At 61.7% G+C, this 2954-nt stretch carries 3 protein-coding genes; 1 reads left to right on the top strand and 2 read right to left on the bottom strand.

Annotation, left to right across the window (positions count from 1 at the left end):
• Nucleotides 1–337: 337 nt before the first annotated feature.
• Together AC1VAN_RS16860 and AC1VAN_RS16855 are read right to left on the bottom strand one after the other, a co-directional pair.
• Entirely contained in the window at nucleotides 338–754 is a 417-nt protein-coding gene (locus AC1VAN_RS16860; protein WP_442251563.1) for a DMT family transporter, read from the bottom strand.
• Nucleotides 755–762: 8 nt separating this feature from the next.
• Nucleotides 763–2157, bottom strand: a complete 1395-nt coding sequence (locus AC1VAN_RS16855; RefSeq protein ID WP_137190674.1) for an amidohydrolase family protein — start codon at nucleotides 2155–2157, stop codon at nucleotides 763–765.
• A 140-nt stretch (nucleotides 2158–2297) separates the two neighbouring features.
• Between AC1VAN_RS16855 and AC1VAN_RS16850 the strand changes: the two genes are divergently transcribed.
• Nucleotides 2298–2954 (top strand): LysR family transcriptional regulator (locus tag AC1VAN_RS16850; protein ID WP_480986255.1); only part of this gene is annotated, 657 nt, incomplete at its 3' end.

The following is a 2954-nucleotide window of genomic DNA, read 5'->3' as shown; positions in this document are numbered from 1 at the left end:
GTTTGGCTGTGCCACCTACACCCCTCAAGCGGGTTCGGCCCCCTGGCACAGCTCGATACTAGGCGGATTGTGACCTGTTCACAATCCGTTGCAACGCCTGAAAATGACTAGCCTGCAGTCCAATGGCCGTAAGCCGCCGTTGTCATATCGAAGAGGGATGGACCGTAGGGTGCGTCCGCTTCCGGCCAAAAGCGGACACATGCGGCCAAGAAAAGGTCTGAAAGCGCGGCCTGTATGTTGCCCCTCGATGCATGCCTGCGTCGGCCATCTCGCCGTCACGCAATCAATCTTGACCAACGCTCTCCGAACAGAGAGATGGCAAGCCCCATCACCATGATCAGCGCACCTGCAAGCTTGATGATGGAAACAGGGCGATGGGCAGACCCAGTAACGCAAAATGGTCGATGGCGAGTGTGGACAGCAGCTGCCCAGCGACGACCAGCCCCACCAGGGCGGCCATGCCAATGCGGGGTACCAGGATTACGTTGCTGAGCAGCGCGAATGCCCCCATCGCACCTCCCAGCAGCACCCATGCCGGCTGCGCTGGGATGCCTGCAAGCAGGCTCAACGTGTTACCCCGCGCGAGGCCGACGATGGTGAGCGACAACAGCCCCACCATGAATGAGAAAATGGCGGCTGCGACAGGGTCGCCACCCAGGCCTTTCGACAACTGTCCGTTGAGCGTTGTCTGCAATGTGACGGCCATTCCCGCAACCATCGCCAACGGAAAGGCCCAAACGCCGAAGCTGTTCATGGTGGTCCTCAGTTCGAGGCGAGTGCGGGGAAGGACGTGCCGAACACGTCCGGCTCGTAGCCGGCTGCAGAGAACAAGTGCTCGCAGGATTCGTCCACCGCAGCGCGCAGCTTGGTCAGATCCAGGCCGCACATCTCGCCACCCCGCTTCAGCACGCGGCCACCGACCATCACCGTGTCGATGTTGCTGCGCTCAGCGGCGTGCACCACCGTTCCGAACGCATTGTTGGACGGATACAGATTGATGTCGCCGGTGCGGAACAGCACGATGTCTGCCTGCTTGCCCGGCTTCAGGCTGCCGATCTTGTCCTGCAGCCCTGCGCAAGCTGCACCATCGAGCGTGGCGGCCTCGAGCAGGCGGTGGGAATTCAGCGGGTCTTGCTTTGTTTCAGCAGTACGTGGCGGGCGTGCGTTGACACGCAGCACGCGCTCCAGGTAATAGGCCACGCGCATTTCCATGAACATGTCGCCGCTGTAGGACGTCTCGTTGTCGACGCTGAAACCAGGGCGCAGCCCATGCCGGACCGCCGCATCCCAGGCAAACATGCCATCTTCGATGCCGTAGTGCGCGTCCGAGCGCGGGCAGACATTGATGTGCACACCGGCATCGCGAAGAATTTCCCAGCCCTCATCCTTCAGACAGGTGCAGTGGTTGAAGATGTTGTCCGGTCCAAGCAGGCCTTGGGCATGCAGCTCGGGGAGCTGGGCGCCCATCTGTTCACCGAAGAACTCGGTGACAATCGGGATGCCCAGGCGGCGCGCCTCGGCCCAGAGCTCCGGCTCGATGTTGGCCATGGTGGCCAGTGTGACCAACGCGTTGGCCGGGTCCTTGAAGTACTTTTCCTGCAGGCGTTCAAGGTTGCCCGGCCAGTGTGCACGGTCCCAGGTGCCCGAAACCGGCGCACCTGATGCATGCAGGGCACGGATACGGGCATCGAGCAGCGCGTCGACTGCCGCGTCGGAGTGCGCGGCCGTGCGGCTGTTGTGGGAATTGTCGATCACCGTGGTGATGCCCGCATCAATCGCTCCCAGCGCGGACAGCAGGGTGCCCACATACATGTCCTGCGGCCGGTAATGCCTGGCAAACGAGAAATGCGTGGCGTTGGAGTAGTGCTCCAGCGTCTCGGCATTGGAGTTGATCCGACGCAGCTGCCCCTCCCAGGCGTGGCGGTGGGAGTCCACCATGCCCGGAATGGCGATCATGTCTTTGGCGTCGATGACGACGGCATCGTCGGCGCCCAGGCTCTCCCCAACCGCAGTGATGGTGCGTCCCGTGACCAGGATGTCCCCCCGCACAAGGTTGCCCACGTCCGGGTCCATGCTGATGATGGTTGCGTCTCGGATAAGCGTCTTTTCGGTAGTAGAGGCGGAATGCTGAAGGATGTCTCGCGAGTAGGTGCTCATTGAGGAAGGCTCGGCTTTTGGAATGCAGGCACTCTATTGCCGTCTTTCCGTGCGAAAAAGCCGAATTTGCCGGTTTTATTATTTGTAAAATCGGCATAATCTGGATCGAAGGTGCCGTCAGCCCAAGGGTGGTGAGCGAAATGGATCGAATCCTCGCAATGCAGGTCTACGTGCGCGTGGTGGACGCCAAGAGCTTCGTGCGTGCCGCCGAGGCCCTCGCCCTGCCTCCGTCTACCGTCACAGGTCTGATCAAGGGCTTGGAAAAACACCTGCGAGTCCGCCTGCTAAACCGGACAACGCGCAGCGTCAGCCCCACCTCGGACGGCGAACGCTACTACGCCCAGTGCCGCGAGATCCTCAACCTGATCGAACAGGCGGAGACCGGCCTGAAGCCCGCACCAAAGGACCTGCGGGGGCGGTTGAGGATCGACATGCCGGTCGGCATCGCGCACTCGGTGATTCTTCCGAATCTGGAGAGTTTCCGCCGCCAGTATCCCGAGATCTATCTAATGATCGGCGTGGGTGACCGACCGGTCGACCTCGTCCAGGAAGGCGTGGACTGTGTGATCCGGACTGGGCCGCTGGAAGACTCCAGCCTAGTGGCCCGGCCGCTGGGAAATTTCAGTTGGATCACCTGCGCCGCGCCACGCTATCTGGAGAGATATGGCGTCCCGCAATCACTTGAAGACCTCGCCGGCCACCGCGCGGTCCACCATTTTTCCCATGGTTCGAGGGGCGGCGGCAACCTGCTCTTCTCTGTCGATGGGAAGCGACGGGTGGTACCCATTGACGGCTCG

This window comes from Stenotrophomonas sp. 05L44_2 (genome assembly GCF_056665995.1).
Note: the sequence above shows the minus strand (reverse complement) of the source record. Positions and strands in the feature narration are given on the sequence as shown.

Excerpts from the sequence above, each read along its gene's own strand:
- AC1VAN_RS16860 (WP_442251563.1), bottom strand. The coding sequence starts at position 754 with ATGAACAGCTTCGGCGTTTGGGCCTTTCCGTTGGCGATGGTTGCGGGA.
- AC1VAN_RS16855 (WP_137190674.1), bottom strand. The coding sequence starts at position 2,157 with ATGAGCACCTACTCGCGAGACATCCTTCAGCATTCCGCCTCTACTACC.